Genomic DNA, 26,814 nt, shown 5'->3' with positions numbered 1-26,814 from the left:
AATTTCGCCGACATCCGGTGCAGAAATGAGCCCCGAGACCGGTCGTGCTGGCCGGTCGCGGCGCTCTCGAACCTTCCGGGTGGCTCACGAACATGGCGAAGCTAGATTTCGACCGCCTCTGGCGCGTGCATCCGACAAATGTCTCCGATCAGCTGCCCTGCCGGCTGGATAGCGGCTTTCCGACATTCGCCAATCAATGCGCGGTGCGTGTCGGCGTGTGCCTGCGCGAGGGCGGCGTGCTGCCGGGGCAGCTCAGCGGCCTCATCCACTGCGGCGTGCACCCGGTCGAGCAGATGCACTTCATCCGTGCCGAGCAGTTCGCAAATAGGCTGGTCTCGGCCGCCGCCTCGATCGAAGGGTTGGGGCCGGTCGAGAAGATCACCGGACCGGACGCCGCCAACTATGCGAACATCCTGTTCGGGCGGCGCGGGCTCATCTTTCTCAAGGACTACTGGTCACGGGCCGGTGAATCTGCACGCGGCAATGCGACCGGGGATCACATCGACCTCTGGAACGGCTATCGGACCACCGCGAGCTGGCTGATGGAGTATTTCGCCTGGCTCGGCTACTACGGCGGCTACGACAAGTCGCGGGAGGTCTGGTTCTGGCCGATCGACGACTGATCGAAACGCGCGGGCGTCGGGCCGGAGCGGATGCCTCGGGCGGCGCCTCGAGCGGTGCGTTGGAGAGATGGTGCAATGCGGATCTTCCTCGGTATGCTCGGCGCTATGCTCGGGGCGCTTGCCGCCTTCTATTTCATCGGACCATTCGTGGCCTCCTACGTGACGTCGGTCACGGATTTCCAGAGTCCGGATCAGGCTGGGGAGGCGCACGCCTTCACGTTCGCCGGCTCGATCCTCTTCATGCTGGTGATCGGCTGGGCGATCGGCTGGTTCATCGGGCGGCGCATCGATCGCTACGACGACGTCGAGAGCATCTGACGATGGCCCGGCCGGGAGGGGCGACGACATCGCTGGTGAAGCGCACCGTCGTGCACGCAAGCGCTGGGTGGCGGATGACCGGCCGATGAAGTTGATCGCGCTCGTTGCGCTCGGCGGCGCCATCGGGGCAACGGGCCGTTATCTGGTCGGGCTTGCGGCGGCGCGCCTCTTGGGGCTCGGCTTTCCCTGGGGGACGCTCGCGGTCAACGTGGTCGGCTCGGCCGCCATGGGGCTGCTCATCGGCTATTTGACGAGCCGGACCACGCTGGCGAATGAGGAGCTGGAAGCGGTGAGGATTTTCGTTGCCACCGGTGTTCTGGGTGGCTTCACGACGTTTTCGGCGTTCTCGCTCGACGCGGTCAATCTGTTGCAGCGCGGGGAGACGACGGCGGCGATACTCTATGTCGGGTGCTCGGTGCTGTTCTCGATCGGGGCGCTCGTGGCAGGGCTGGCGCTGGCGCGCCAGATGGCCAGCCTATGAGCGGCGTGCGGCAAGTGACGGTGGCGGCTGGCGAGACCGACATGCGTCTCGATCGGTGGTTCAAGGCGCGTTTTCCGGAGTTCACGCACGTGCAGCTCCAGAAGCTCTTGCGCGGCGGTCAGATCCGCGTCGACGGCGGGCGGGTCAAGGCCGACACACGGCTCGCCGCCGGGCAGGTCGTTCGCGTGCCGCCATCGGGCGCCGGCCGGCCGGCTTCGAGCGCGTCCGCGGACGGGGCCGGCGATGACCTGGCGAACGGGACAGACCGAGGGCCACGGGCGCGAGGGGCCGCGCTTCTCAGTGATGCCGACCGCGCCTTCGTTCGCAGTCTCGTCGTCATGCGCGACGCGGAGGTCATCGCGATCGCCAAGCCGGCGGGGCTCGCCGTGCAGGGCGGCTCGGGCACCAAGCGGCATCTCGATGGGCTGCTCGACGGGCTGAAGTTCGATGCACCCGAGCGGCCCCGGCTGGTGCACCGGCTCGACAAGGATACGAGCGGCGTGATGCTGCTCGCGCGTACTCGCGCGGCGGCCAACTGGCTCGGGCGGGCGCTCAAGGAGCGGGCGGCCCGCAAACTCTACTGGGCCCTGGTGATCGGCGTGCCGACGCCTTCGGAAGGGCGCATCGATGCGCCGCTCGTCAAGCGTGGCGGGACGGGCGACGAGCGCGTGCGGATCGCCGAGCCGGGCGAGGACGGGGCACAGCGCGCCGTCACCGAACTCAAGGTCGTCGAACGGGTCGGCCGCTCGCTCTCCTGGTTGGCGCTGTCCCCACTCACCGGTCGCACCCATCAGCTTCGCGCGCATCTTGCGGGCATCGGACATCCGATCGTCGGCGACGGCAAGTATGGGGGCGGCGAGGCACATCCCGGGGGCGAGATCGCGCGAAAGCTGCACCTGCACGCGCGCGCCATCGAGATCGTCAAGCCGGATGGGCGCAAACTGCGGGTCGAGGTGCCGCTGTCGGGGCACATGCTGGAGACCTGGAAATCGCTCGGGCTCGATGCCGGCAGGCCGGCCGAACTGTTGGCGATCGACGAGGGCCGGTGATGACGGGGGGCGGGCGCAACGAGGATCGGGGGGATCGGCTGATCATCTTCGACTGTGACGGTACCCTGATCGACAGCCAGAACGCCATCGTCGCGGCGATGGGGGTGGCATTCGAGGCCGTCGGGCGCGTCGCGCCGGCCCGCGAGCGGGTTCTCTCGATCGTTGGGCTCAGCCTCCAGGAGGCGGTCGGCGCGCTGCTCGTCGGCGAGCAGCGGACGGTGATCGCGACGGTCGCCGAGCACTACAAGCACGCGTTCCATTCCGCGCGCGTCAAGGGCGTGCATGCCGAGCCGATGTTCGAGGGGACCCGCGATCTGCTGCTCTCGCTCGCCGGGCGCCCGGACGTGCGGCTCGGTATCGCGACCGGCAAGTCGGTCCGTGGCGTGAGGGCATTCCTCGCGCGTGAGCGGCTCGCCGGCGTGTTCGCGACGGTGCAAACTGCGGACACCTCGCCATCCAAGCCGCATCCCGATATGATCCATCAGGCAATGCAGGAAACCGGGGCCGTCCGGGCGCGCACGCTGATGATCGGCGATACGACCTACGACGTCGAAATGGCGCAAAACGCGGGCGTCGGGGCGGTCGCCGTCAACTGGGGCTATCACGACGCGGTGACGCTCGCCGGCCAGGAGCCGCACCATCAGGTCGACGATGTGGCGTCGCTCGCGGCGTTGATCGAGGAATTCATCGGGCGCGATTGAGCGGCATCGCGCTCCGAGCCCGGCCGTGCGGCGCAGAGTTTGCAAAGCGGGCGCCGCAACGACCTCCAGGCAAGCGAGACGAATATTGAAACCCGCCAACGACGATAAACCGAACAATCCCCTGGAGGCCGCGAGGCAGGCTCGCCCGAAGCCGCGGCGCTTCTATGAGACGGTGAGCGTTGCAGAGGAAAACGGGGCGTTCGCCGTGCTGCTCGACGGGCGGCCCATGCGCACGCCGATGCGCAACGCACTCGCCCTGCCGAGCCGGGCGATGGCCGAAGCGGTCGCGCGGGAATGGCGCGACCAGGGCGCGGAGATCGACGTCTCGGTCATGGAGGCGACGCGCCTTGCCAACACCGCGCTCGACCGGGTCGCCGGCCGGGAGTTCGAAATTCGCGCCGAAATGGTGTCGTTCGGGGCGAGTGACCTCTTGTGCTATCGCGCCGAGGAACCCGAGGAACTGGTCGAGCGCCAGCGGGCGGCCTGGGATCCGGTGCTCGGCTGGCTGCTGGAGCGCTTCGGCGCAAGGCTCGTGACGACAGGCGGCGTCGCGCACGTCGAGCAGGAAACCAACGCGCTCGATGCGCTCGCCTCCGCGCTCGCCGCCGAGGATGCCTATGTGCTCACCGCGTTGCACAACATGACGACGCTCACCGGCTCGGTGGGGCTGGCGCTCGCCGTGCGGCACGGCTTCCTGACCGCGTCGGCGGCCTGGGAGGTGGCGCACGTGGACGAGCGCTGGCAGCGTGAGCGCTGGGGCAAGGTGGATTTGGCCGTGCAGCGTCACGCGTTCCGAACGGCCGAGTTCGAGGCGGCGGTCCGCTTCCTGGAATTGCTCGATCGCCCGACCCGTATCGACGGGGCGGGGCAGACGAAGGCTCCGGAGCGCTGAGGCCTTCGCGGCGGGGTTGTCCGGCAAGATGCTTGGACGCGGTCGCCGGCTCGCCTAGCATCCAGCTCCAGAACCCGCCCCATGGAGCCCGACCATGCGCAATCTCGAGCCACGCCTCTATTTCGATCCCGCGACCTACGAGGCCGAGCGGCGGAGCATCTTCAAGCGGACATGGCAATTGCTCGGGCCGGCGAATGCGGTGGCCGAGCCGGGGAGCTACGTGGCGGCGACCATCGCGGGTATGGGCGTCGTCGTGCTGCGCGGACGGGACGGGGAGCTGCGCGGCTTCCTCAACGTCTGCCGACATCGCGGAGCCCGGCTCGTCGCCGACGGGGCTGGCCGGTGCGCGGGGCTGCGATGTCCCTATCACCAATGGCTGTTCGACGACCGGGGCCAGTTGGCCAATGCGCCCTGGTTCGGTGACGATCCGGACTTCCGAAAGGAGGATTGGCCGCTGGAGAAGGTTTCGGTCGCCATTTGGCGAGGCCTGCTGTTCGCGGCGATCGATCCGGCCGAAGGCCTCCTCGACCAGCTCGGCGAGGTGGTCGAGGAACTCGCGGACGAGCCGATCGAGAGCTATCTTGCGAGTGCTGCCGAGAGCGTCGTCTTCGATGCCAACTGGAAGATCTACACGGACAATTTCGTCGAGGGCTATCATATCCCCGGCGTTCATCCCGCCTTCTTCAAGGCGATCGACTTCGAGGAATTCCGCACGACCGCGCACCGGGGTTACGTGCGCATGACGGCGCCGCCCCGCGACGGGCTCTTTTATCGCGGCAAGTGGCTCTGGATGTGGCCGAACTGGACGCTCTCGCTCTTCGATGGCGGCATGAACACGAGCCGGATCGACCCGGAAGGCCCCGGGCGGACCTCGCAGCACTACCACTTCTACTTCGCCGACACGTCGGATGCGGGGGCCGAGGCGCGGGCCCGCACCGTCGCGAGCAACCTGGCGGTCGTCCACGAGGACTATGGCGTCTGCCTCGACACCCACCGCAACTACGCCGCCGGTAACTATACGGCCGGCCCGCTTTCGCCGCGCCACGAGCAGGGCGTTGCCTACTTCCAGCGCAAGGTGGCCGAGGCGCTGAACAGCGTGTGAGTTCACCATTGACGGCGGAGCCGGGCGGTTGTGGACTTGGACTGCGCGGTTGGGGGTGTTGGGCACGCAGCACCGGACGGCTGCTCAGTCGCATGGACCGGAGTGCGGAGGAACCGTGATGGATCGATTTCTGCCCTGGATCGACAACCTCCACCTCGCGAGGATTGTGCTGACGGCGTTGGCCTCTGGCTTCCTTTGGATGGTGCTGGCACGCTGGATGGTTCGTCGCTGGCCGGCTACGGTGCGCACCGAACTGGCGCACGCGACGATGGAGGTCATGGGCTGGCGCTACTGGCTCTGGCAGGGCTTGGCGTTCGGGTTCTACATGCTGCTGTTCTTCCTCCTCGTCGAGCTGTCAGACCACTATGGTGCCGGCACCGAGACGGTTGCACTGTTCCTGGCCATTGGACTGACACCCTCGTTCTTGCTGGGACGGATCGTAGCGGCGCAGGCCCGCCTCTTCGAGGGGGCTCGCGCCATGCCCCGCAACGGCGACACCTGAGGCTGCGCCCGCTCATCCGCAAGTTCGCGTGGCCATGCCGCAGCGCCTCGTGCTAAGGCCCGCATCCAGCGGAAGTCCGAGCGTGGAGGGGTCCATGAAGCACATCATCGAGGAGCTCGAGAAGCGGCGCGAGGTTGCACGGCTCGGGGGCGGTCAGCGCCGGATCGATGCCCAGCACGGGCGCGGCAAGCTGACGGCGCGCGAGCGGATCGAATTGCTGCTCGATGAAGGCTCGTTCGAGGAGTTCGACATGTACGTCGAGCACCGCTGCACGGACTTCGGCATGGCGGAAACGAAGTTCCCGGGCGATGGCGTCGTCACCGGCTGGGGTACGATCAACGGGCGAACGGTCTATCTCTTCGCCAAGGACTTCACCGTCTTCGGCGGCTCGCTCTCGGAGGCGCACGCCAGGAAGATCACCAAGATCCAGGACATGGCGTTGATGAACCGGGCGCCGGTGATCGGTCTCTTCGATGCCGGCGGAGCACGCATCCAGGAAGGGGTCGCGGCGCTCGGCGGCTATGGCGAGGTCTTCACGCGCAACGTGCTCGCCTCGGGCGTCATCCCGCAGATCTCCGTCATCATGGGGCCGTGCGCGGGTGGCGACGTCTATTCGCCGGCCATGACGGACTTCATCTTCATGGTCAAGGACACGAGCTACATGTTCGTGACCGGACCTGACGTGGTCAAGACGGTGACGAACGAAACCGTGACGGCCGAAGAACTCGGCGGCGCCTCGGTGCACACGGTCAAATCCTCGGTCGCCGACAACGCCTACGAGAACGACGTCGAGGCGCTCCTGCAGATGCGCCGGCTCATGGATTTCATTCCCTCGAACAATCAGTCCGGCGTTCCGGTGCTGCCGACGCGCGATGCGCCCGACCGGGTCGAGCCCTCGCTCGACACCCTCGTGCCGGACAATCCGAACAAGCCCTACGATATTCGCGAGTTGATCCTCAAGGTTGCAGACGAGGGGGACTTCTTCGAAATCCAGCCCTCGTTCGCGCGCAACATCGTCACCGGTTTCGGGCGCATGGAGGGGCACACGGTCGGGTTCGTTGCGAACCAGCCGATGGTGCTGGCCGGCGTGCTCGATTCGGATGCGAGCCGCAAGGCCGCGCGCTTCGTTCGGTTCTGCGACTGCTTTTCCATCCCGATCGTCACGTTCGTCGACGTGCCGGGCTTCCTGCCGGGTACGGCGCAGGAATACGGCGGGCTCATCAAGCACGGCGCCAAGCTGCTGTTCGCCTACGCCGAGGCGACGGTTCCCAAGGTGACCGTGATCACGCGCAAGGCCTATGGCGGGGCCTACGACGTCATGAGTTCCAAGCACATTCGCGGCGACGTCAACTATGCCTGGCCATCGGCGGAGATCGCGGTGATGGGAGCAAAGGGCGCGGTGGAGATCCTCTATCGCTCCGAACTCGGCGACGAGGAAAAGATCGCGCGGCGGATCAAGGAGTACCAGGACCGCTTCGCCAACCCGTTCGTTGCCGCCGAGCGGGGCTACATCGACGAGGTCATCCTGCCGCGCAACACGCGCCGGCGGATCTGCCGCGCGCTCAACATGCTGCGCGGCAAGACGGTGGAAAACCCCTGGAAGAAGCACGATAATATTCCTCTTTAGTTTGCGCCCGGCGACTCCCCTGCGGGGAGCCGGCCGCCGGGCGCGGGGAGATGGAGGGTGTATTGCTCGGGTCGAGGGGAGTCGGCCGCCGGGCGCGGGAAGATGGGGGGCGCGTTGCTCGGGTCGGGGGGAGGCGAAAGTTGTCAGACGTCATAATCATCGATCACGACATCGATACAAAGAGAATTGCTCGAGCCTTCGACAGTGCTGACGACGTCGGTGCTGTCGTGCGAATGCAATACGAGATTGACAGAGTTTTAGACTAAGGCTTGGCGCAGTGGTTTCCAAAACCAGAAGAGCTTGGGGCAAAATGGGTAGGGCAGAAATTGTCGTTCTTCCGAGCGTTGGGCATCTCTGGCCCTCGCCTAGACCTCCTATTGGAATTCAATAAAATTCGCAATGAGTTCGTTCATCGAGACAAGGAAGAATTTTCTGCAGATGAAATATCGAAGCTTGAAAACATTTGTCGCGAAGCGACTCAGGGTCGTGCACCCAAATCCAGCCTGTTAATCAGGTTGGATAAAATTGAGCACAGTTACGGCGAGCTGTCATTAAGGCAGAAGTTTTGTGTCGTTGGTGCATTTGCAGTGACGTTCACAGCGGCGTGGCCTCGCGAGTTTGAGTTGGCTTGGCGTTCCAACCGCCCGTGATTCGCCTTTGATTGAAAGAGGCTGCGCAATCCAACTTAAAATGGGGCGAGGGGTGTGAGCCCTGATTGCTGGCGCTGGTTGGTTGCTCCGCCGTGTTCACCCCACCAGCTGGTTCTCGACGAGCGAGCCGGCCACGAGGGAGAATTAGCGCACGTTCGCCGTCACGAGGCTTGCGCTACGACGCTGCGCCTCTGCCGAGATGAGCATCTCGCATGTGCCGATCCTAGTGTCGCCGCCAGGTCCTCTCGCCTAGACGATCGGCGGGCCCTCATCGTCCGCCCGTCCAACGCGGCTCGCCAGAATGGCGTAGACGCGCGCCAGTTCCCGGTCTTCATCGCCGTAGGGTGGCGCATAGGGCGCGATGGCGATCCAGCGATCCTTCTGGCTCGCGGCGATGTAGCTCTCGAGATCATCGACGATGAGGCAGCGCGCCGGGTCGGCGCCTTCGATGAAGCGCAGGTCCTTCAGCGGCCCCCGCCAGGCGACGATTTCCGCGCTCGCCAGCGTTGCGGGGGCCGAGCCTTCCGCCACCAGGACCTCGGTGATCGCCCGCACGCGGTGTTCGCTCACCGCCGTAAAGAGCACGACCCGTGCAAAGAGCCGGTCGCAGGCGGAAAGGAAGGCGTGGAGCCTCGGGCGGGCAAAGCAGCTCATGGCATTGGAAATGAGCGTGCCTTCGAGGTCGAGCGCGAGAACGTTCGGAGGTGGTTGCAAGGTCGGTAGGCTCCTTCATCGACCGCCGCACTTGGAACTGTCGGACGCACACTGTCAATCGGTCGGGCCGGACGCCGCGCCGAGCCTCGATGGCACCGGATCGGGTATCGCGCCGCGCGCGCCCAGGCCGTGGCCGGGAGTTGACACACCGCGCGGCGCTCCTCATAAGACAGCCTCCGCACGCCATTGTGATCGCATGGCGGCGCCGTGCCGCCGTCTCGCCATTCCATTGACGGGCGGCGGCATGACGCGAGAAGGCCGGACGCTCGCCTTCTGGGCTCGCGTGCGCGGCCAGTGCCGGTGCCTGGAGGGGTGCCCGAGTGGTTAAAGGGGACGGACTGTAAATCCGTTGGCTCAGCCTACGCTGGTTCGAATCCAGCCCCCTCCACCAGGACCGGTCAGCGAATTGCTCTTTTGCGACAACGCGTTGCTCCGGCGCGGGCGCATTCGCCGCCAAGCGAGCAGCAGCAGCCCGAGTCGCTCCGGCTGTCCGGCCAGGCACACCATCCCAAGCTCATCGACCGAATGGCGCGTGCGGCCCTTCCACTTGACAGTTCGATGGACTAGTGTCCGACCCTGGGGAAGGAAGACATCGATCATAGGACGGCGATTCCCATGCTGACAAACTGCAGATCACTCGCGGTCGCTTGCGCGGCCTTCGCACTGGCTGCCAGCGGGCCCGCTCTCGCGGACAAGCCGGATGAGGCCGAGGCCTACAAGACCCATCTCGAGTTCTCGGGCTACGAGGTGACCGAGACCGATGACCGGCTGTCGGTGAAGCATCCGGTCAAATACAACTTCGGCCTCTACAAGCTGCGCGGTGGTCTGCTCGCCCAGGGCTACATAACTGGCGCCGACAAGATGAAGTCCGATCGCCTCACGTGCCTGGAGGTCGTGAACAAGGTGAATGCGCGCATCACGTCGGTGCGGGCCTATATCGACAAGGATGGCGATCTCGCTCTCGAAGCATGGTATCAGCCGCCGTATGATCGTACCCGGTTCGCTGCTTTCATGGACATGTTCGATGAAGTGCGCCCGATACTGATCGAGGAGGATCGCGATATCGACTGCTTGAAGTAGTCGGTTGTCGGCTGCTCTCGGTCGAGGCGGCCGACAAGAGTGCGATCGATGAGACTTAGCGGCGGCCGGGGTTCCGCTACCCGAAAGGGTGGGCGAGTTCGGTGTGCCGCGATGCAGAAAATGGCACCCCCGCTGCGGACGAACCAGCGGGGGTGCGACCCATCGGTGAGGCGAGCGCCGGACCTCGATGGGCGGGTGTAGCTCAATGGTAGAGCAGAAGCCTTCCAAGCTTACGACGAGGGTTCGATTCCCTTCACCCGCTCCAAGCGCACCGATTGTCGAGGCCGCGTAGCCCCTTCGGCGGTCGCCTCGATCGAACACTCGATTCTTTGCCTGGCGCACACGCGGCAAGCCGGTGTGCTTCGCTTGGCGCACACGCGGCAAGCCGGTGTGCGGCGCGGTTCGATATCCTTCACCCGCTCCGGACCTCCGAGTCCACGATGACTTCCACCAGCCAAAGTGACGATGGCAGTTCCCCTGTCTACATCGAAGCCTGTGACCGGCTCCGCTGGTACGTAGTTGGGCTCCTCAGGTTGGGCCGGAACTCTGGCGCTGAAACAGCCGATAGTGCCGGTTCAGGCACTTTGGTGCAGATCGGGGCCAGCTACTACATCCTCACCGCCGCCCATGTGGCAGCGAAACTGCCTCAGTCGGAGGACGTCGGCATTCTGCGGTTCCCCGGCAACCCAGGGCAGATGCAGGGGCTGAAGCTCAACATGGCCCATGTCGAGCCCACCGTCATCGGAGGAGAGCCGTTCTCCGAAAAGGGACCTGATCTGGCTCTCCTGCGACTGCCTGAAAACTTTGCTTCGACCCTCAAGGCTACCAACAGTTTTTGTAACATGTCCCTGAAGCGCGACGCGGCGCTGGATGGCAAAGTACCGAGCCGCAAATGCTTCGATTGCGTTGCGGGCGTCGTAGCAGAGCGAACCTCGCCGGTAGAAGTTGCGGCGGACGGAAAGTTGGCGAAGCGCCTATTCGAGGCTTCCATCGAGCCTGGTATCCTGGGAGCATTCTCGACCAGCGACGGTTTCGACTTGGCCGAGTTCACGCCTCAAGTGGACGAAGGATATGTTGCTCCCAACAGCTATGGGGGCGTGAGCGGCGCGGCTCTCTGGCGCATCTTCTGCGAGGAAGGCGAGGGTGGCATTCTGACCGTCAAGGAGCCGTGGATGTACGGACTTGCGTTTTGGCAGTCGGACCCACGCCAGGACGGGAGCCGAACGATTCAATGCCATGGACCCAATGGCCTGTATGAGAAGCTGATCACGGCTGTCTCTGGTTCGACGACGTGACCGCATCACCCTGGTCGCTCGTACCAATCTTCCTCATCGCGGTGTGCGCGTGGCGGCACGCCTGCTCGTGCGTCATGTGCTCCAGCTCCATAAGGTGGTCCGCCAGCCACAAGATAGTCGCGTTCCATTTTTTATCCTGTCCAGCATTCGAGGGATGTGGGCAGTGAGGGAGCAGTGTTCGCAGGGCATACAGCCGGTGATCGGGGTGTTGCTGCCCTTGGCGATCTCGTAGAAGCGGCGGCGGCGTTCGCGGCGCTACCGAAGGTTCAAGATGCCGCGCGCGCCGCTCAAGCTGCGGGTCACAAATGCCGAAATGTCCGAGCCGATCGCACTGCCGGCCGGCGCCGTCGCGCTGCTGATGGACATCCTCGAAGCCATGGCCGCCGGCCGGGGCGTCACCATCATTTCAGAGCATGCCGAGCTGACGACCTGACCCTGCCCCCATCGTGTACCCAATCATAACGAGAGTCTCACCGGTTCGCGGCTCGAGCCGCCCGGTTCCGAGGGCCGCCGCAGCCGCGGACGCCGCCCTCGGTGAAACACACTTGATTCACCGATCTGATCAGGCAACCTTGACGTACAGCGACGGTTGACTTGGGGAATGTCGAGTATCGACCGTATCGAACCGGCCGCAGAGGCATGCTGCACTCTGAATTGACAGAACAGTCTCGGTTCGCAAGCGTACGGTGATTTTCCGAACTGGTGGGCGGTAGGGCTGTTCATCCCCGTGCCTGGTGCGCGAGCAAGAGTCCCGTCCAACATTACTGGAGGAATATGCATGCGGATTGCGAGGCTTCTGGGGGGCGCCCTCATCGCGCTATCGGGTTCATTGGCCGGCAGCGGCGCAGCGCTGGCGCGGGTCGATGCAGGGCTGCTCAGCTGCGAGGTCTCCGGCGGTGTCGCGCTGATCATCAGTGAACCGCGCGAGCTGCATTGTGTGTTCCAGAAGGCGAACGGCCAGAGCGAGGCCTACGAGGGAGAGCTCAAGGCATTCGGCATCGACATCGGCGTCTCCGGACGCGGCGTCATGACCTGGGGCGTGATCGCGGCCACGACCGAGCTGCCTCCGGGAACGCTCGCCGGCACCTACGGTGGAGTCGAAGCCGGCGGAGCCGCGGTCGTCGGCGGGCGCGGACAGATCCTCGTCGGCGGAGCGAAACAAACGATCTCGCTTCAACCACTGAGCGTCGAAGGTGAGACCGGTCTCAATATCGCCGTCGGAGTGACGGCGATCGAGCTGAGGCCGCTCCTGCGTGGTCGACCCGCCGATGGAGACGTCAGACTCTCGGCGGTCGGCTTCACGTATGACGAAGTCCCGCACCACCGACAGGAAAGCCATTATGGCTGCGGGTCCTACACGCACCTCCAGCGCGGCCAGACCCTGTTCGGGATCGCCCATGCCTGCGGCGTGACCGTCGAAGCGCTGCTCCTTGCCAATCCACAGATCACGAATGTGCGTCGGATCCCCACAGGGGCCGTCGTCCACGTGCCCAATCACGTCGGTCACCATGGCACGAGTCCGTGCGGTGATCGCGCCATCCTTCAGCCGGGGGAGTCGCTGGACCACCTCGCGTGGCGGTGCGGTGTCACTTTGCATGGCCTCCTGGTCGCCAATCCGGACGCTCGCGATGCGGCCCGGATCGAGGATGGGCTCGTTCTCGTCGTACCGATCCGCGCCGCGCCGGCCCGTGAACTCCCTGTCCTCTATGCAATGACACGCGCCGATCTGGCGAACGATGCAACCGTCGAGGGGACGGATTTCAATGCCACCGGCATGCTCTCCTGTTCACGTGGCGGCGGACGGTCGATGGCGAGCTGTCGCTTCGGAGTGATCAGAAAGGGGAATGGAAACGGGACCATAACCGTCTTCTGGCCCGACGGTGGGAACCGAGTGATCTACTTCGAGGACAATACACCCATGTCTTACGCCGAGTCGCAGGCGGATGGCGGCGCCCGGATGACGGTCGGACGAACCGGCGACGACTTCGACGTCAGGGTCGGGGAGCAGCACTTCGTCATCCCCGACGTCGTCATGACGGGGGACTGAGGACGACGTTCATGGCGCCTAGCCGTGCAAGGCTCGGGTGAAGCGAGAGGAATGCCGAGATGAAGGAGAGTGCCGGCATGGCCAGGAACACCGAACCAGGGCTGGAGGCAAATGCCTTGCGCCATTTCGCGGGACGTCGCGGCTTCCTCGTGGGTTCCGTGGCCGTGCTCGGGGCCCTGCTGACCGCGGGTTGGACCACCTCGCGCCGGCTTTCGAGCGACGACGACCTTGCCGGAATGAAACCCGGAGACTATTTCTGGGATCCGGAGCGTGCCCCGCAGGGTGAAGTCGTGATGATCGTCTCGGTGCCCGACCAGCGGGTGGCGGTCTATCGCGGCGGGGTGCGGATGGCCGTGGCGACCTGCTCCACCGGCCGAAAGGGCCACGCGACCCCGACTGGTGTCTTCACCATTCTTCAGAAGGACGCGGACCACGTCTCCAGCACCTACAAAGGGGCGGCGATGCCCTTCATGGAGCGCCTGACCTGGTCGGGCATCGCACTCCACGCCGGCAATCTGCCCGGTTATCCGGCTTCGCACGGCTGCGTCCGTCTGCCGCTGGAGTTCGCCAAACACCTCTTTTCGATCACCCACCTCGGGGTCGTCGTCATCATCGCCGATGCCGCGAGCGAGCCGATCGACGTCGTGCATCCCGGCATGATGCTCCCCGGCCATGCGCGAGAGGAGGCCGAGCAGGTGGTCCGCGCCGCCGCGAGCAAGACGTTGCCACCCGAACGGCGCGACCACCACGGTGCACGGCCCGCAAAGGTGCTCGTCAGTGTCGCGGACCGTACCGTCACTCTCTTGGAGGACGGCCACGTCGTGGCCAAGGGCCCGGCTTACGTCAGAGATCCACAGCGCCCCGTCGGCAACCATGTCTTCGTTCTTCGGGAGGCGCACGAGGGCGGGGCAGCGTTCGTCTGGATGGCCGTCGCTTATGCCGCTGGAGATGCACGCGCCGTTCTCGAGGCCGAGGTGATCGACCGCATCACGACCGACCAGCCGACGGCCGATGCTCTGCACACCCTCATGCATCCGGGATTGACGATGGTCGTCACGGACCAGCCGGCGCCCGATGTCTCCCGCAGCGATCGCGGCTTCGTCATCGCCACCCACCACGAGCCCGAGGGTTGGCAGACGCGGATCGAGCGCAACTGAAAGGTCTTGCCATCATTCGGCTCGTCAGCGCCCGAACCGGCATTCTCGGAATGTGCGCGAGCGGCCAATCGCATGGTGCCTGATGCTGCCAACGGGCGGCTTGTCGCCCGTTAGAACCGCAATTGGCGGAAGGCGCCCACGGCAGAGGTCTTCCTTTTCGGGTCGGACACGGGTGCAAACGGGGGATGAACAAGGCTCGAGGGCCGGTTCAGCGAAACCGCAGCGCGCGGCCTGTAGCGTTCCGCGCCTCACTGTCTGCTGTCGCGCAGTTGGATGGGTTGCTTGGGAGTGCCGATCCTGCAAGATATCGACGGGACCGTGAACCCTGTCACGAACCACCTGTCAAACGCCGACCGGAATGGCCCTGTGGGGCCGGTCCGTGGGGCCGTGGAGCATCACGTGCTCCTCATTCCGATGCCTCACATCGATTGATCTTGATCACTGCATGCCCTGCGCGATTGCGCGAGCATATAAGCTGGCGGTCGGGTTGTGCGACGCGTCACACATGGCAGCTGCGAAGGTGCGATCAATGGGCAATATCAGAACTCCTTCGATCGGCAGGGGTTTCCTGTTCCGTCGGCATCTCGCTGCACTGGCAGCGGTTTTCGCGTTTGCTCCCAGCCTTTTCGTCATGCCGGCGACGGCCAACGACATGGTCAACGCACTTCTCGGATCCTGGGGAGGGGCGGGCTACTTCCGTCTCGACGACGGCAGTTCGCAGCGCATTCGCTGCACGGGGTATTACACCGGCGGAGGCAACCAGCTTCGCATGGCGATCCTCTGCAACAGCGATTCCAACGAGATCCACATGCGGGGAACCTTCGATTTCAAGGGATCGCAGGTGAGCGGCAGCTGGGAGGAGCGGACCTACAACGCGAATGGCACCGTGACGGGGAGCGTCTCGCCAGGACGGATTCAGCTTTCCATCGGCGGATCGGTGACAGGAACCCTTGCGGTCAGTTTCACCGGCCGACAGCAGCGCGTGCTGATTTCCACCCAGGGGACCGCGCTGCGCGCGGTCGACATCCAGTTGACCCCGCGTTAGGCGGCGTGGCGGGGCCGTCGATGGACCGGTTCGATCATGGCTGACCAGGGCGAGGGACATGAGCCTGTGGTGTTGCCTGTGCTCGATCCGGAGCAGGACCGTGCGGGTCGCACGCTGCTGCACGCGCGCGGTGTCTGGACAGTGCAAACCGCGAGCGCGCTCGAGCGTCTGCTCGAGACGGTCGAGCAAAGCCATCGCGCATCGCCCGAACTGATCGTCGACATGGCGGAGATCGCCGCGATCGACACGTGCGGCGCCTGGCTCCTCGAGCGCTTTCTGCGCAGACGTCGCGAGGCGGGCGGCAGAACCACGAAGGTCACCGGGCTTCCGGCACGTTATCAGCCCTTGTGCGACACGATGTCCGGGCTTTCGGTGCAACCTCCGGCGCCGCGGCAACCCGACAACGTGTTGAGCGCTGGGCTCCACGACACGGGCGTCGCGGCGAGCGAGGCGGGGCGCGATCTGAAGCGGTTCCTGGAGATGCTCGGCGCACTCGGATGGGCACTGGGCGAGAGCGTCAGGGGGGTGTCGTCGTTCCGGCTGACGTCGATGGTCCATCATCTCGACCGCGTCGCATGGCAGGCCGTGCCCATCGTTCTGCTGATCACATTCCTGATCGGCGGTATCATCGCGCAACAGGGATTTTTCCACTTCCGTGAGTTCGGCGCCGAGATCTACGTCGTCGACATGGTCGGCATTCTGGTGCTGCGGGAGATCGGTGTTCTCATCGTCGCGATCATGGTGGCCGGCAGGTCGGGCAGTTCCTATACGGCCGAACTGGGCAGCATGAAGATGCGGGAGGAAATCGACGCGTTGCGGACGATGGGTTTCGACCCTGTCGGCGTCCTGCTGCTGCCACGCACATTGGCGCTGGTCATCGCGCTGCCACTGCTGACGTTCATCGGCTGTATGTCCGCCCTGTTCGGTGGCGGTCTGGTCGCATGGTTCTATGGCGGGATGCACCCGGACATCTACATCGCGCGGCTCTCCGAGGCGCTCTCGACGACGCATTTCAAGGTCGGCATGTACAAGGCGCCGTTCATGGCGCTGGTGATCGGTATCGTTGCGTGCGTGGAGGGATTGCAGGTTCGGGGAAGTGCGGAGTCGCTCGGTCTGCGCACGACCGCGTCCGTCGTGAAGGCGATCTTCTTCGTCATCGTGCTGGACGGACTTTTCGCCGTATATTTTGCGTCCATCGGGATGTAGGCGATGGGAACCGAGCCGGCCATCCGCGTTCGCGATCTGGTCGTCGGCTTCGGTCGCGAGCCGGTATTGCGCGGCCTTTCTCTGGACGTGGCGCGCGGACAGGTGCTGGGCCTCGTCGGCGGTTCGGGAAGCGGGAAGTCGGTTCTCCTGCGCACGATCATCGGCCTCATCAAGCCGCAACAGGGGGTGGTCGAGGTTCTGGGCGTCGACGTCGACCGGATGGATCCCGGCGCGCAACGGGAATTGCGCCGGAAGTGGGGTGTACTGTTCCAGCGCGGTGCACTTTTTTCATCCCTCAGCGTGCAGGAAAATCTCGAATTCGCGATGCGTGAAAGGGTCGAGATCAGCCCTCGGTTGCGAAGCGAGCTCGCCATCGCACGCCTCGAAATGGTGGGCCTCGCTGCGGACGACGCAACGAAGATGCCCTCGGAGCTTTCCGGCGGCATGGTCAAGCGCGTGGCCCTCGCGCGCGCACTGGCGCTCGATCCGGACCTGGTCTTTCTCGATGAGCCGACTTCGGGTCTCGACCCGCTGTCGGCCGCGCGGTTCGACGAGCTGATCCTGGCGCTCCATCAGACACTCGGCTTCACGGTGTTCATGGTCACGCACGACCTCGACAGCCTCAACACCGTCTGCGACCGCATCGCGGCACTCGCCGATGGCCGCGTCGTGGCCATCGGCGGGATGGCGGACATGCAGGCGAGCGAGCACCCGTGGGTGCGTGATTATTTTTCCGGTCCGCGGGCGCGCCGGGCGTTCATGCATCCGGGTGAGCCGGCCGAGACGGCTTGAGGTCCGGGAGGAAAAGCCAATGGAAACACATGCGCGCTATACGATCGTCGGTGCCTTCGTGCTCGCCGTCGTTCTTGCCGGCTTCGCCTTCATCTATTGGCTCTACGGCGTCGGGGGGCTCGAGGCGCGCCGCGTCTATCGTGTCCAGTATCAAGGTTCGGTCGCTGGCCTCCTGAAGGGAGCCGCTGTACTTTTCAACGGCGTACGTGTCGGCGAGGTGCTCTCGCTCGATATCGACCGGCGGCAGCCGAATGTGGTGATGGTTCGGATCGATGTTGCGACCGACACACCGATCCGGGCCGATACCAGAGCGGGCATCGCCTTTCAGGGACTGACGGGAGCGCCCGCCGTCTCGCTCCTCGGTGGAACAGTCGATGCTCCGGCACTCGTCGCGGCGGATGGCACGCCGCCAACGCTCATTGCCGACCCCGACGCCGGTCTCACCATGTCGGAGGCCGCACAGGGCGTTTTGCGCCGGATCGATCGCTTGATCGGGGACAACGAAGAGGACTTCGGGAAAATCGTCGGAGACCTCGCGACCTTCGCCGATACACTGGCACGGAACTCCGAGCGCATCGACACGGTTCTCGCGGGTATCGAGAAGTTCACGGGCGGGAAGGCCGCGCAGGGACAGGTGCCGATCTATGATCTGAGTTCCGTTGCCGTGGAGACCAGCGGCGCACAGCCGATCGCCTCCCGCATCATCGTCGCTGAGCCGCAGACCTTGATCACACTCAACAGCCAGAAGATTTTCGTCCGGGACGCCACGAGCGCCGGAGCCGACGGCGCGGGCTCGGACGCGACGGGTGATCAGGAACGCGGAGCCAAGAGTGTATTCCTCGCCGACGCCCTCTGGATCGATGCGCTCCCACTCCTGGTGCAGTCCCGGATCATCGAGAGCTTCGAGCGCTCCGGTCTCATGAAGTCGGTCGGTCGTCCGTTCGGCGGACTCGATGGAGCCGATCAACTGCTGATCGAGATCCGGCATTTCGAGGTGCTCGAGGGGCGCGAGCCGAGGGCCGCCGTCACCCTGGCAGCACGCATCGTTTCGGATTCGGGGGAGATCAAGGCCGCGGACTCCTTCCACTCCGAGGTGGCGATTGCAGGAAGCGAAACCCCCGATCGGATGGCCGCGCTCGACCGAGCCTTCAGCAACGTGGCGCGCGGCCTCCTGGGTTGGGTGCTGGGCGTCGCAAGGGAGTAGAGGGAGGAGATTCATGCCGTCCGGCCGTGGTCTTCCAACGAGGTCACGGCCTCGAGGCAGGATTCGGATCGGTTCCCTCGCGGGAGGTGTCCCAAAGGGGCTTTCAGTCGCCTTGGCGGGCGTGATCAGCCCGGTGCCCTGCAAAAAAATCCTGAACCGGCGCAGAACCGCTCCAGGATCACGCGAGGCTGTCAGGTCGCGTCCGGACGATCCCGGTGGTCGACAAGGTGGGGTCCTACTGGCGCTGCGGACGGTGCGCGAAGGAATCCCGTCGGAACAGCGTCATGACGTCGGGATCGACCTTGACGTGGATGATCGCCGGACAATCGGCCTTGAGGGCCTCGGCGACGGCGTCCGCGACGCTGCCGGGCTCTTCGCAGAAGTAGCCCTTGGCGCCGTAGAGGCGCGCGAACTCGTCGTAGCGCGGATTGATCGTGTCGCAGCCGATGTAGCGGCCCTGGTAGAACTCGCGCTGATAGGCCTTTTCCGCTCCCCAGCAGCCGTTGTCCATGACGACGGTGACGGTGTTGATCCCGTGCTGCATGGCCGTGGCGAGTTCGACCATCGTCATGCAGAAGCCGCCATCGCCGTGCAGCGAGATCACCGGCCGCTCGGGTTGCGCGCATTTGGCGCCGAGGCCGCATGGGAAGGAAAAGCCGATCAGCCCGTAGTCGAGTGTCGTCATCAGGCTCGGGGGGGCGCCGAGGTATCTGAGCTTGTCCGTGATCTGCAGGCAGAGCGTGCCCGCATCGAGCGTGAACAGAGCCTCGCGGGGCGCGGATTGACGCAACTCCCTGAAGACACGGTCGGGATGCAGCGGCGTCGCGGTGTTCGCGCCCGCCTCGTCGCGGACCCGCCAGAGTGCGTCGACGTCTGCGCAGAACCGGTCGGCGTGCGCCTGCCAGGGAACATCCCCGGGTCCCCATTCGCTCAGCGCCTCGGACAACGCGGTTGCAACCGTGCCGGCATCAGCGACCATGCCGATCTCGATCGGGAAGTGGCGTCCGAGCGCGGACGGCTCGACATCGACCTGGACGATGCGGGCGTCCCGGTTGATATCGTTGAAGGAAAAGAACGTCGTGTTGAACGAGAGCCGGGTGCCGAGCGCCAGGATGACGTCGGCATTGCGCGTGGCGGCGCTTGCCACCTCGTTGCCGCGCGGGCCGACCTGGCCGCCGAAATAGGGATGGTCGCCCGGAACGACGTCGGGATTGCCAGCCGAGGCAACGACAGGCAGGCGCAACTGGTTCGAGAGCCGCACGACGGCATCGGCACCACGCCCCCATTTCACGCCGGCGCCGGCGAGGATGACCGGTGAGCGGGCGCTCCGCAGCAGTTCCGCGGCTCTTGCAACGGCGCGTGGATTGAGCGAGCCCACGATCGAGCCTGCCTCGTAGTCGGGTGCGCGCGGGTCCGAAGGCACCTCGGCGGCGTAGAGATCGCGGGGGATGTTCACGACGACCGGACCGCGCCGGCCGGAATTGGCGATCTCGAGCGCTTCGGTGATCGCCGGGCCGACCCGATCCGGATGGATGACGGTGATGTTCTTCTTGACGACTGGGGCGAACAGGCTGTGCTGGTCGACCTCCTGCATGGTGTCGCGGTGGTAGTGGGCCGAGGTGACGAGGCCGGTGATGGCGACAACCGGAGAATAGGCGAGCTTGGCTTGAATGAGACCCGGGACCATGTTGACCGCGCCGGGGCCGGCCTGGCCGGCGAGGAATACGCCCGGAGTATTGCTCGCACGCCCGAACCCGTCGGCCATGTGCACACCGAAGGCCTCGTGCCGGACGCCGACGTACGCGATCTCGTCCTGCACGTGATAGAGCGCGTCGTAGACCTCCATGGTGGTCGAGCCGAGCAGGCCGAACACGTGGCTCACGCGCGCCTTGCGCAGCGCATCGACAACGGCCGCTCCGCCATACACCTTCGCCATCGTCCCTCACGGTCCCCTACGGCCGCGATCTCACGGCGGGGGCGGTGCACATTGCCAAATCGTATGCGAAATGGAGCATCTGATCGACATGGTGTCAATGAGACGCCTAGCTGGCGCGCCTGATACCGCAATTTTTGCATACAATTTTTGAACGGTCGATGTCATCTCGGAGAATGCCGTGTCTGTTCCAACCTTCGCGATGCGCCCGCCGAGGATGAAAACATCAGCGCGCCCGACGCGTCGATCGGTGGCCGGCCGCACCACACGGTCCGCGATCGCGACGACGGTTTCGCCGAAATCGGCATCGACCCGGAGGATCCTGCCGTGATCGAGGCGGTCCGCTCGCCCGTTCGTCAGGCGGCGCGCCGGGGGCCGCGCGTCGCCACCGGCTGCTGCATCATGAGCTTCAGCACGGCTTCGCGCGCCGCTTCCAGATGGGCCCGACTGGCGGCCCGCACGGCGAGCGGATCGCGATCGATCAGTGCGAGCGTCAAGCGCCGGATGTCCTCGACCGAGGCGGCGCGCCGCTCCGCGTTCGACAGCAGCCGGCTTCGCAGGTAGCTGATCCGGTCGATCACATTGGCCAGGGCTTGGCCGATCTCCTCGTTTCGACACCCGGTGAAGAGGACGTCGTAGTAGCGCTCCTTGGCCGTGCGCATCCGCCTGAGCTCGAAATCGGCGGCGCATCGCTCGATCTCTCGGAAGGCATCGCCGAGTTCGGCCATCTCGTCGTCGCTCGCGCGCTCGGCGAACAATTCCGCGGCCTGCGTCTCCAGGCAGAGGCGCAATTCGAAAATCTCCGTCACCTTTCGAGCACTCAACACCGCGACCCTGAAGCCGCAGTAGGATTCGCGCTCGATGAGCCCGCAGGCTTCCAGGTTGGCCAGTGCCTCCCGCAACACGGATCGGCTGGAGCCCGTGAGTTCACAGAGCTCGCGCTCGATCAGCTTCTGACCCGCATTGAACTGTCCGTCGATGATGGCGTTTCGCACGATCCTCTGCGCCTGTGGCCGAAGGGTCCGATCGTCACTCGAGCCCCCATCCCGAGCGATGGAGGCGTCCTCATCCAGTCTCGCCATCTGCCAACCGCAGTTTGATTTCGGGTCTCGATAATCTGGGCTCTTCCAGCGCGGAAGTCCATCACGCTTTCCCTTGGTGCCGATTGCTCCTCCACTGCCCATTTGGTGAGCAGGCATGGATCCTTGCCAGCGCGGGCGCCGCTCGCGTCCCAGGGCGAGGTGCCGTAGGCGTGGCGGTGGCCGGTGCGACCGTTCGGGTGTGCCTTGGCAAAGGATGCCTCTTCAACCCGAGTTCAACCCGAGTTGTCGATATCCTCTCCGTGTTCGCGCTCGTGGTGCCCGGCGTGCGGGCGTTCATTCTGCCTGTCGGCCACGAAGCTAAGGTCACGTGTCGATAAACGCCCCTGGAAGCCATGCCCCGGCTGTGCGAGGATCGAGCGACCGGTGACATTCTCACAGTGACATTCTGGACGACCCCGATGCTGCGGTGACCGATCCTGCGCCAATCGAACGGAGATGGTCGGAACAACCACGGAATGCCGATGCTGCCAGGCAACCCCAACAGGGAGGAGCGATCCGAGATGACCTCGCACGAAGGGGCGCGTCAGCAGGTTCCACCCTTGGCGCGGATACGTGTTCTCGACCTGACCCGCGTGCGCGCGGGCCCAACGGCGGTCAAGCAGCTTTCCGACTGGGGAGCCGATGCGATCGCTGTCGAGGCACCGGCGGCGATCGACGACGCCGAACCGATCGGCGGACCGCGTGAGGCGCCAGACTTCCAGAACCTCCATCGAAACAAGCGCAGCATAACGCTGAACCTGAAGTCGCCGGCCGGACGTGAGGTGTTCTACCGCCTCGTGAAAACGGCGGATGTGGTCGTCGAGAATTACCGCCCGAGCGTCAAGCATCGATTGGCGATCGACTACGATACCTTGAGGAAAATCAATCCCCGGATTGTCTACGCAAGTATCTCCGGCTTCGGCCAGGACGGTCCCTACGTCGATCGCCCGGGGGTCGATCAGGTCGCGCAAGGCTTGGGCGGCATCATGTCGATCACCGGCGAACCCGGTCGCGGTCCGATGCGGGTGGGCGTGCCGATGGCCGATCTTTGCGCGGGTCTCTTCGGCGCGATGTCGATCCTGGTCGCGCTGGTGGCGCGAGGTGAGAGCGGCGAAGGGCGGTGGGTGCAGACGTCGTTGCTCCAGGCCCAGATCGCGATGCTGGATCTGCGGGCGGTGCACTGGCTCAACAGCGGTGAACTGGCGCGTCAAGCGGGCAATAATCATCCCACGAGCATTCCGACCGGCGTCTATGAAGCGAGCGACGGTCCGATCAACATCGGCGGCTCCGGTGGCGCCATGTTCGCACGGTTCAGTCGTGCGATCGGAATGCCGGAACTGGGGGAGCGACCGGAGTTTTCATCCGAAGCGCTGCGCTATCGCAACCGCGATGAGCTGAACGCCATCATCGGCGGCGAGATCGCCAGGAGAACCCGCGCCGAATGGACCGAGTTGCTCAACGCTGCGGGAGTTCCGGCCGGACCCATCCATACGGTGGAAGAGGTCTTCGTCGACCCCCAGGTGCGACATCTCGATCTTCATGGGTCGGTCCCGAGGCCCGATGGCAGCGCGGTCCATCTCCTGAAGCCCGGCTTCCAGATGACCGGCTGGACGGACGTGCTGCGCAGCGCTGCCCCGGCGCGAGGAGAACACACCGACCTCGTCCTCACCGAGCTGGGTTACACCAGCGCGGAGATCGCCAAGTTCAGATCCGAAGGCGTTCTGTAATGACCCTTCTGTTGGAAAGTGACGACAAGACCCTGCGGGTCGAAAGGCAGGGCCATGTCGCGCATCTGGTTTTCGACAATCCAGCAAAGCACAACGCGGTCACGCTCGATGGCTGGACGAACCTTGGAGAGGCGGCCCGGGTGCTCCATGGCGACGAGCGGATCAGGGTCATAGTCGTCTCCGGCGCGGGGTCGGCTGCATTCGTCTCCGGTTCCGACATCTCCGAATTCGATGCACGGAGATCGGAGATGGCAGCGATCCAGCATTACAATCACATCGCCGATGGGTCGCTCGCGGCGCTGGCGAGCATCGACAAGCCGATGATCGCCAGCGTCCGCGGCTACTGTCTCGGAGGGGGCATGGCGATCATGTTGTGCTGTGACATTCGGCTTGCCGCCGAGGATGCGGTTTTTGCCGTTCCGGCCGCTCGCATCGGACTTGCCTACCGCTATCCGGGCATTGCGCAATTCCTACAAGCGGTCGGCCCGGCGCGCACCAGCGAAATCTTCATGACGGCCCGCCGCTACGATGCGCGCGAAGCGCATGCCATGGGATTGGTGAACCGGGTGGTGGCAAGGGACGAATTGAGCGACGTCACCGCGCAGTATTGTGAACAGATTGCCGAAAACGCGCCGCTCACGATCAGGGCGCTGAAGGCAACGATCCGTGAACTCACCAAACCGACGGGCAACCCGGATACGGTTCTGATGGAGCGCATGGCGGACGCCTGTTTCGCGAGCGAGGATTACAAGGAGGGCCGGGCGGCGTTCGCCGCCAAGCGTCGACCGAAATTCGAAGGCAAATGACGAGCTGATTTCGCGGGCGACCTCTGGCCGCCGCGTTCGTTCCAGGAAAACGGAGTGGAACTTCCATGGACCGCATCGAGGTAAGGGATGGGGTGCGACTGTTCGTCAGCGACCAGGGCCCGAGGGATGCGCCCGCCATCGTCTTCGCGCATGAATTCGGCGGCGATTGGCGAACGTGGGATCGTCAGGTCGCTCGATTCAGCGATCGGTACAGGTGCATCCGCTATTGCGCCCGCGGCTTTCTGCCATCCGACGTCCCGGACCCGGCCGAAGCCTACGGTCAGGTTTCGTCGACCAACGATCTGACGGATGTCATTGAAGCGTTCGATCTGGATGCCGTTCATCTGGTCGGCTGCTCAATGGGCAGTTTTACCTCGATAACCTATGCCATGGAAAATTGGCGGCGCCTAAGAACTCTGACGTTGGTTGGTTGCAGTTCCGGTCCGCGCGACGAAGCGGAGCGTGCGAGGTACCGCAATGACATCACTCGAGAAATCGGGTTGATGGAAAGCCGAGGAAGCCTCGGTGCTGTCGAGTGGTTTGCGAATGATGCCGCCTACCAGCGAGTGAATCAGAAAGCTCCTGCTGCGTGGCGTGAATATCTCGCGAACCTTGGTGGTCAGTCCGTCGACGGCGCCATTCGAACCTTGCGAACGGTGCACTGGAACCGGAAGTCGCTGTTCGATATGGCGCCCGAGCTGGCGAGCGTCGAAACGCCGACGTTGCTGGCGTTCGGAGAGGAGGATCATTATCGCATCGCACCGACCAATGAATTCCTCTCGGCAACCATGCCGAATACTCATGTGCTCCGGATACCGGAAACGGGACATCTCGTTCACGTTGAAGAGGCTGACCGGTTCAATACTGAACTCGAACGACATCTGACACGTTAGGATTCGTTTGGTGGTATGATCGTCGTATCGATCGCCGGTTTGGACATTTCACATCGCGGTTCCGCCATGGCAGGGGTGTTCCACGCCGGAATGGTGAGTTCGAGCTAAGTGTCGTCGAACAGGAAAAAACGAATCGATCGGTATGGTTCGATTCTCTCCCGCGCCCATCGGTCAGGAATCTGGTGGAGTTCGAACGATGAATCCGACGATCGCCCCGCGTCGAGCAAGGCGGGCGATCCGCGAGCGCGATGCCGGGCTGCTGGTGTTCGATCTCTGGCCAGCGATTCAACTCGTTTGCGCGGTGCCGCCAAATCCATACCAGGACCGGCATTCGACCTTGCTTCGCACCATCGGGCTGAGCGAAACGATGAGCAGGCCGATCGAGAACAAGCACCAAACAGCGGGAATTTCGTTGGGGTTGCTCGTCAGCAGGTTTGCCAGAAGCGGCCCTGCCACCGCGTGGAAAAGAACGAAGCGCCACGCGCCGTAGGCGAGCGGCAGGAGGAATACGGTCAGCATGTACGTGGGAAAGCCAGCGTGGATTCCAATGGCATCTTCCAAGGGCAACAGCAGGCCATTGTACGGGATCTGCCAGGCGATATGCCATTCGCCCGGGACAGTGCACAAGGTGCTGCCGCACAGGGACGTGCCAAGCTGGCAAACGCCGGCCCACGCGAAGGGATAGAGCTGGAGAAGCATGACAGCAGCGGACGCCGCACAAGCAAGGTACACCGCAACCTGCATTTGGCTCCTCACGCGTTGGGGCACGAGTTCCAAGGCGAATGCGTTGATGAAGAACGGCTGGAAGACGATGTGCAGCATCGAGAGGAAAGTAATCGTTTGGTTCGCGGGATTGCCGCACTGCCCGACCACCGGATACGCGAGTGACTGGAGCAATTCCATCACGGTGAAATAACCGAGTGCGGCGGGGATTGCGCGCGGCATCCCCCGGGATATCGTCACTGCGGTTGCCGCGGCGCCGATGCCGACCATGGCGACCGAAGTCGCGGCGCTCCAACACATGTGCTCCTCCTCGATTTTCCCCGGTTTCGGCTACAGTGGCAACCGGCGAGCGCGTGTGGCGCGGTCTTCGATCGCCTTTGGCGCGCGCACGATGATTCGTGCGGTTATCCCGGCGCCCGCAGCGGAGGGCGGTCCCCTCCTCCGCTCCAGGTATGGCGCTCGTGACCTGCCATCTCCGAGTTGTCCGGGCAGAACACTAGTCCATGGCAGGCCTCGGTGCCAGTGAGAGTGTGACCTCCGAAGTCCCCTCGACGTCCACGGGTGACCGCGCCGTGGTGCCGGGCACGGACACTCGAGGCGCCGGTTGCCGGCATTCGAGACCTGCCTGTGGTGGCGTTCGCGTCTCTCGGCAGAATGCTGCCGTTCGCATTCATGAAGCGCCTTGATCCATCGCAACTCGAAGCGCTCCTCTCTCGTGCATGCTGCGACGCGGCCGCTGCCGGAAATTCGCAGAGGAAGAGGGGGACACGGGAATAATCCTACTTGTTCGAAGCGCCATGGCCCAACTCACGGCCGCCCTGATCGTTGCAGGACGTCGACTGCGCGGGCCGGGGAATCGTGTTCGCCAATGATCTCGAGCTTGACCATGCCTCGATTGATCCCATTATCGCGGAAACCGATGCCGTGATTCTCCGCGACTGGCCCCTCGAGACCTGCTGCACGCGGAGCGCGCGGGACCTGCGGAACGATATGCATGAGGTCGCGGCGCATCTTCTGGACCCGACGGGGGATGCCGATGCATCAGCCGTGGCCTGCCGGATCGTCCTCGATGGGAGCAGGGGGGGGGGGGGGGGGGCGGGGGGGGGGGGGGTGGCCCGGGCGGTGGGGGGTGTGTGCACCAAGGAGGCCAGGGGGCGCGCCGCCG

Annotated in this window: 25 protein-coding genes, 2 tRNA genes and 1 pseudogene; 24 read left to right on the top strand and 4 right to left on the bottom strand. The window is 64.7% G+C overall.

What is annotated here, in order from left to right:
- The first annotated feature begins 92 nt into the window (after positions 1-92).
- The 10 genes from GC150_13205 (at position 93) to GC150_13160 (ending at position 7,945) form a co-directional block, all read left to right on the top strand.
- A complete protein-coding gene (locus GC150_13205; GenBank protein MBI1385856.1) occupies positions 93-623 on the top strand; it encodes a hypothetical protein in 531 nt (176 codons plus the stop codon).
- A 75-nt stretch (positions 624-698) separates the two neighbouring features.
- Positions 699-941 carry a hypothetical protein gene (locus GC150_13200; protein MBI1385855.1) on the top strand — a complete coding sequence of 81 codons (243 nt, stop codon included), beginning with the start codon at positions 699-701 and terminating at the stop codon, positions 939-941.
- 85 nt (positions 942-1,026) lie between these two features.
- On the top strand, positions 1,027-1,422 hold the full coding sequence (gene crcB, locus GC150_13195) for a fluoride efflux transporter CrcB (protein MBI1385854.1): 396 nt from the start codon (positions 1,027-1,029) through the stop codon (positions 1,420-1,422).
- Positions 1,419-2,471: an RluA family pseudouridine synthase gene (locus tag GC150_13190; protein ID MBI1385853.1), complete on the top strand. Its 1,053-nt coding sequence runs from the start codon at positions 1,419-1,421 to the stop codon at positions 2,469-2,471. The genes crcB and GC150_13190 overlap by 4 nt, the downstream gene beginning before the upstream one ends.
- Positions 2,471-3,172, top strand: a complete 702-nt coding sequence (locus tag GC150_13185; GenBank protein MBI1385852.1) for an HAD-IA family hydrolase — start codon at positions 2,471-2,473, stop codon at positions 3,170-3,172. Before GC150_13190 ends, GC150_13185 begins: the two co-directional genes overlap by 1 nt.
- An 82-nt stretch (positions 3,173-3,254) precedes the next feature.
- Positions 3,255-4,064 carry an ATPase gene (locus tag GC150_13180; GenBank protein ID MBI1385851.1) on the top strand — a complete coding sequence of 270 codons (810 nt, stop codon included), beginning with the start codon at positions 3,255-3,257 and terminating at the stop codon, positions 4,062-4,064.
- A gap of 94 nt (positions 4,065-4,158) precedes the next feature.
- On the top strand, positions 4,159-5,166 hold the full coding sequence (locus GC150_13175; GenBank protein ID MBI1385850.1) for a Rieske 2Fe-2S domain-containing protein: 1,008 nt from the start codon (positions 4,159-4,161) through the stop codon (positions 5,164-5,166).
- Between the two features lie 118 nt (positions 5,167-5,284).
- Positions 5,285-5,668 (top strand): hypothetical protein, encoded by a 384-nt coding sequence (locus tag GC150_13170; GenBank protein MBI1385849.1) that lies wholly within the window; start codon positions 5,285-5,287, stop codon positions 5,666-5,668.
- A 94-nt stretch (positions 5,669-5,762) separates the two neighbouring features.
- Entirely contained in the window at positions 5,763-7,295 is a 1,533-nt protein-coding gene (locus GC150_13165) for a methylmalonyl-CoA carboxyltransferase (GenBank protein MBI1385848.1), read from the top strand.
- A gap of 269 nt (positions 7,296-7,564) precedes the next feature.
- Complete coding sequence (locus GC150_13160; GenBank protein MBI1385847.1) at positions 7,565-7,945, top strand: hypothetical protein; 381 nt, start codon at positions 7,565-7,567, stop codon at positions 7,943-7,945.
- Between the two features lie 249 nt (positions 7,946-8,194).
- On the opposite strand, the gene GC150_13155 is transcribed toward GC150_13160, so the two are convergent.
- Complete coding sequence (locus GC150_13155) at positions 8,195-8,659, bottom strand: hypothetical protein (GenBank protein ID MBI1385846.1); 465 nt, start codon at positions 8,657-8,659, stop codon at positions 8,195-8,197.
- Positions 8,660-8,965: 306 nt separating this feature from the next.
- On the opposite strand from GC150_13155, the gene GC150_13150 reads away from it, so the two are divergent.
- The 11 genes and pseudogenes from GC150_13150 to GC150_13100 all read left to right on the top strand — a co-directional run bounded on the left by GC150_13150 (position 8,966) and on the right by GC150_13100 (position 18,485).
- Positions 8,966-9,050, top strand: a tRNA-Tyr gene (locus GC150_13150).
- Positions 9,051-9,274: 224 nt separating this feature from the next.
- Positions 9,275-9,739, top strand: a complete 465-nt coding sequence (locus tag GC150_13145) for a DNA mismatch repair protein (GenBank protein ID MBI1385845.1) — start codon at positions 9,275-9,277, stop codon at positions 9,737-9,739.
- A gap of 191 nt (positions 9,740-9,930) precedes the next feature.
- Positions 9,931-10,004 (top strand) — tRNA-Gly (locus tag GC150_13140).
- 175 nt (positions 10,005-10,179) lie between these two features.
- Positions 10,180-11,034 carry a hypothetical protein gene (locus GC150_13135; protein ID MBI1385844.1) on the top strand — a complete coding sequence of 285 codons (855 nt, stop codon included), beginning with the start codon at positions 10,180-10,182 and terminating at the stop codon, positions 11,032-11,034.
- Positions 11,035-11,347: 313 nt separating this feature from the next.
- A pseudogene (locus tag GC150_13130) lies at positions 11,348-11,464 on the top strand (DNA-binding protein).
- A gap of 348 nt (positions 11,465-11,812) precedes the next feature.
- Entirely contained in the window at positions 11,813-13,081 is a 1,269-nt protein-coding gene (locus GC150_13125) for a DUF992 domain-containing protein (protein ID MBI1385843.1), read from the top strand.
- Positions 13,082-13,140: 59 nt separating this feature from the next.
- Complete coding sequence (locus tag GC150_13120) at positions 13,141-14,238, top strand: L,D-transpeptidase family protein (protein ID MBI1385842.1); 1,098 nt, start codon at positions 13,141-13,143, stop codon at positions 14,236-14,238.
- Positions 14,239-14,767: 529 nt separating this feature from the next.
- On the top strand, positions 14,768-15,283 hold the full coding sequence (locus GC150_13115) for a hypothetical protein (protein ID MBI1385841.1): 516 nt from the start codon (positions 14,768-14,770) through the stop codon (positions 15,281-15,283).
- Between the two features lie 36 nt (positions 15,284-15,319).
- A complete protein-coding gene (locus GC150_13110; GenBank protein MBI1385840.1) occupies positions 15,320-16,489 on the top strand; it encodes an MlaE family lipid ABC transporter permease subunit in 1,170 nt (389 codons plus the stop codon).
- Positions 16,490-16,492: 3 nt separating this feature from the next.
- A complete protein-coding gene (locus GC150_13105) occupies positions 16,493-17,281 on the top strand; it encodes an ATP-binding cassette domain-containing protein (protein ID MBI1385839.1) in 789 nt (262 codons plus the stop codon).
- A complete protein-coding gene (locus GC150_13100) occupies positions 17,148-18,485 on the top strand; it encodes an MCE family protein (protein MBI1385838.1) in 1,338 nt (445 codons plus the stop codon). The genes GC150_13105 and GC150_13100 overlap by 134 nt, the downstream gene beginning before the upstream one ends.
- A gap of 235 nt (positions 18,486-18,720) precedes the next feature.
- Here the strand turns inward: GC150_13100 and GC150_13095 are convergent, their stop codons facing one another.
- Both GC150_13095 and GC150_13090 read right to left on the bottom strand, forming a co-directional pair.
- Positions 18,721-20,421: a thiamine pyrophosphate-binding protein gene (locus GC150_13095; protein ID MBI1385837.1), complete on the bottom strand. Its 1,701-nt coding sequence runs from the start codon at positions 20,419-20,421 to the stop codon at positions 18,721-18,723.
- A 353-nt stretch (positions 20,422-20,774) separates the two neighbouring features.
- A complete protein-coding gene (locus tag GC150_13090; protein ID MBI1385836.1) occupies positions 20,775-21,617 on the bottom strand; it encodes an FCD domain-containing protein in 843 nt (280 codons plus the stop codon).
- 404 nt (positions 21,618-22,021) lie between these two features.
- On the opposite strand from GC150_13090, the gene GC150_13085 reads away from it, so the two are divergent.
- The 3 genes from GC150_13085 (at position 22,022) to GC150_13075 (ending at position 24,926) form a co-directional block, all read left to right on the top strand.
- Positions 22,022-23,227, top strand: coding sequence for a CoA transferase (locus GC150_13085; protein ID MBI1385835.1), 1,206 nt, complete (start codon positions 22,022-22,024; stop codon positions 23,225-23,227).
- A complete protein-coding gene (locus tag GC150_13080) occupies positions 23,227-24,033 on the top strand; it encodes an enoyl-CoA hydratase (GenBank protein ID MBI1385834.1) in 807 nt (268 codons plus the stop codon). The genes GC150_13085 and GC150_13080 overlap by 1 nt, the downstream gene beginning before the upstream one ends.
- A 65-nt stretch (positions 24,034-24,098) precedes the next feature.
- A complete protein-coding gene (locus GC150_13075; protein ID MBI1385833.1) occupies positions 24,099-24,926 on the top strand; it encodes an alpha/beta fold hydrolase in 828 nt (275 codons plus the stop codon).
- A 285-nt stretch (positions 24,927-25,211) separates the two neighbouring features.
- Here GC150_13075 and GC150_13070 read toward each other — a convergent pair whose 3' ends face one another.
- A complete protein-coding gene (locus tag GC150_13070) occupies positions 25,212-25,949 on the bottom strand; it encodes a hypothetical protein (GenBank protein ID MBI1385832.1) in 738 nt (245 codons plus the stop codon).
- Positions 25,950-26,814 lie beyond the last annotated feature (865 nt).

The sequence above is a fragment of the Hyphomicrobiales bacterium genome, from assembly GCA_016125495.1.
GTDB lineage: Bacteria > Pseudomonadota > Alphaproteobacteria > Rhizobiales > RI-29 > RI-29.
Note: the sequence above shows the minus strand (reverse complement) of the source record. Positions and strands in the feature narration are given on the sequence as shown.

What these genes read in the sequence shown, in the direction of transcription:
- GC150_13205 (MBI1385856.1), top strand. Translation starts at nt 93, where the DNA reads ATGGCGAAGCTAGATTTCGACCGCCTCTGGCGCGTGCATCCGACAAAT.
- GC150_13200 (MBI1385855.1), top strand. Translation starts at nt 699, where the DNA reads ATGCGGATCTTCCTCGGTATGCTCGGCGCTATGCTCGGGGCGCTTGCC.
- crcB (MBI1385854.1), top strand. Translation starts at nt 1,027, where the DNA reads ATGAAGTTGATCGCGCTCGTTGCGCTCGGCGGCGCCATCGGGGCAACG.
- GC150_13190 (MBI1385853.1), top strand. Translation starts at nt 1,419, where the DNA reads ATGAGCGGCGTGCGGCAAGTGACGGTGGCGGCTGGCGAGACCGACATG.
- GC150_13185 (MBI1385852.1), top strand. Translation starts at nt 2,471, where the DNA reads ATGACGGGGGGCGGGCGCAACGAGGATCGGGGGGATCGGCTGATCATC.
- GC150_13175 (MBI1385850.1), top strand. Translation starts at nt 4,159, where the DNA reads ATGCGCAATCTCGAGCCACGCCTCTATTTCGATCCCGCGACCTACGAG.
- GC150_13170 (MBI1385849.1), top strand. Translation starts at nt 5,285, where the DNA reads ATGGATCGATTTCTGCCCTGGATCGACAACCTCCACCTCGCGAGGATT.
- GC150_13165 (MBI1385848.1), top strand. Translation starts at nt 5,763, where the DNA reads ATGAAGCACATCATCGAGGAGCTCGAGAAGCGGCGCGAGGTTGCACGG.
- GC150_13145 (MBI1385845.1), top strand. Translation starts at nt 9,275, where the DNA reads ATGCTGACAAACTGCAGATCACTCGCGGTCGCTTGCGCGGCCTTCGCA.
- GC150_13135 (MBI1385844.1), top strand. Translation starts at nt 10,180, where the DNA reads ATGACTTCCACCAGCCAAAGTGACGATGGCAGTTCCCCTGTCTACATC.
- GC150_13125 (MBI1385843.1), top strand. Translation starts at nt 11,813, where the DNA reads ATGCGGATTGCGAGGCTTCTGGGGGGCGCCCTCATCGCGCTATCGGGT.
- GC150_13120 (MBI1385842.1), top strand. Translation starts at nt 13,141, where the DNA reads ATGAAGGAGAGTGCCGGCATGGCCAGGAACACCGAACCAGGGCTGGAG.
- GC150_13115 (MBI1385841.1), top strand. Translation starts at nt 14,768, where the DNA reads ATGGGCAATATCAGAACTCCTTCGATCGGCAGGGGTTTCCTGTTCCGT.
- GC150_13110 (MBI1385840.1), top strand. Translation starts at nt 15,320, where the DNA reads ATGGCTGACCAGGGCGAGGGACATGAGCCTGTGGTGTTGCCTGTGCTC.
- GC150_13105 (MBI1385839.1), top strand. Translation starts at nt 16,493, where the DNA reads ATGGGAACCGAGCCGGCCATCCGCGTTCGCGATCTGGTCGTCGGCTTC.
- GC150_13100 (MBI1385838.1), top strand. Translation starts at nt 17,148, where the DNA reads ATGGCCGCGTCGTGGCCATCGGCGGGATGGCGGACATGCAGGCGAGCG.
- GC150_13095 (MBI1385837.1), bottom strand. Translation starts at nt 20,421, where the DNA reads ATGGCGAAGGTGTATGGCGGAGCGGCCGTTGTCGATGCGCTGCGCAAG.
- GC150_13090 (MBI1385836.1), bottom strand. Translation starts at nt 21,617, where the DNA reads ATGCCTGCTCACCAAATGGGCAGTGGAGGAGCAATCGGCACCAAGGGA.
- GC150_13085 (MBI1385835.1), top strand. Translation starts at nt 22,022, where the DNA reads ATGACCTCGCACGAAGGGGCGCGTCAGCAGGTTCCACCCTTGGCGCGG.
- GC150_13080 (MBI1385834.1), top strand. Translation starts at nt 23,227, where the DNA reads ATGACCCTTCTGTTGGAAAGTGACGACAAGACCCTGCGGGTCGAAAGG.
- GC150_13075 (MBI1385833.1), top strand. Translation starts at nt 24,099, where the DNA reads ATGGACCGCATCGAGGTAAGGGATGGGGTGCGACTGTTCGTCAGCGAC.
- GC150_13070 (MBI1385832.1), bottom strand. Translation starts at nt 25,949, where the DNA reads ATGTGTTGGAGCGCCGCGACTTCGGTCGCCATGGTCGGCATCGGCGCC.